General features: G+C 61.5%; 2 protein-coding genes. One reads left to right on the forward strand and one right to left on the reverse strand.

The annotated features are described in order from the left end of the window. Nucleotides 1-77: 77 nt before the first annotated feature. Complete coding sequence (locus tag ACLQ23_RS31520; protein ID WP_425881532.1) at nucleotides 78-566, reverse strand: DUF4279 domain-containing protein; 489 nt, start codon at nucleotides 564-566, stop codon at nucleotides 78-80. A gap of 233 nt (nucleotides 567-799) precedes the next feature. On the opposite strand from ACLQ23_RS31520, the gene ACLQ23_RS31525 reads away from it, so the two are divergent. Beyond that, a complete protein-coding gene (locus ACLQ23_RS31525) occupies nucleotides 800-1090 on the forward strand; it encodes a hypothetical protein (protein ID WP_425881531.1) in 291 nt (96 codons plus the stop codon). The last annotated feature ends 62 nt before the right edge of the window (nucleotides 1091-1152 follow it).

A 1152-nucleotide genomic window follows, 5' to 3' on the forward strand; every position in this document is an offset into this window, starting at 1 on the left:
CATCACCAAAACGACCACCGCCACCTCGCCCGAAACACCACAACCAACCAACCACCAGGCTTAATGAAAGACGGAGGTTAGTCATCCCCGTACTCGTCCACGTCCAGCTCGGCTCCCGTGCGGTGAAGGAACTCCAGGACCCTGCGATCGAGGTGCCAGCCGAGACGCTGATGTTGGCCGGGTAAGCGGACCAGGTCAGTGCCGTTCGGCTGCGGACTCTCCCCTTCGCCACTGTCGTCATTGAAGTAGCGCACCACCTGGAGCGTCCCGGTGATGCCCTCCCCCTCCGACGCGTCGATCTCTCCAGCCAGGGCCGCGATCTCATCGGCGAAGGGCTCAAGACGCTCGATGAGGCGGTCAATCTGCTCATCGAGCGTCAGGCCACCATCACGGCACACAAGCCTCCACGCATGAACACGCGGCACCGGAGGGTCCTGCCTCTTGCTGGCCTTGACGCTAATCTCGTCTGGCTCCATGCCCAAGCGGGCCGCCATCTCGCGCGCCAGCATGTGGTCCGAGCGCAATGAGAAGTACACGTACTGATCTACCCGCATGGCTCTGATCATGGCAACGGGCCGGCGCAACGAACAGCCTGCAACACCGCTTCGTGCCCGATCCATGCCCGACGCAGCGGTCAACACAGGTCGACGGTGGCACTCAAACGGCCTCAGCCTGAATGCTCCGTACTCCTCTGTCGGCCGGAATGGCTACTCAGGGTGTGAACCAACGCGATTCCCAAGCTGAGCATGCACACATCCGAGGACCGTCGAGGGTGGCGCCCAGGCGCTACTCTGCTGCAGTGTCTGAGCCGGAGACGAGCGACCTCAGTGTCGTGGCCCAGCGCGCCCGAACGACACTTCCCTATCGCCTCGCCGTGTGGTACTTGAGATCAGCCTTGGTGAGCCTGCCCCTGATCGCTATCGATTTTGACCGCCTGTGGCCGATCTGGCCATCGGTAATCTTCCTGGGCCTAATCTGCTTGCCGCCAGTACGCTATATGGCATATTTCGAGTGGAAAGTACCGCAAGTCGATCTCGACATCATGCTATGGCGAGACGCCATTAGCCCACGCTTCCGCTACAGAGGTTGAAAGGCTGACGGTCGTCGGCGTGTCTGCGTGATCTGCGTCGATGGTTTCGGTAGGCCGGAGGT

Source organism: Micromonospora sp. DT41, from assembly GCF_049841715.1.
In the GTDB taxonomy this organism is placed as follows: Bacteria; Actinomycetota; Actinomycetes; order Mycobacteriales; family Micromonosporaceae; genus Micromonospora; species Micromonospora profundi.

Bases quoted from the DNA above. Each gene is read 5' to 3' on its own strand.
- ACLQ23_RS31520 (WP_425881532.1), bottom strand. From the start codon at position 566: ATGATCAGAGCCATGCGGGTAGATCAGTACGTGTACTTCTCATTGCGC.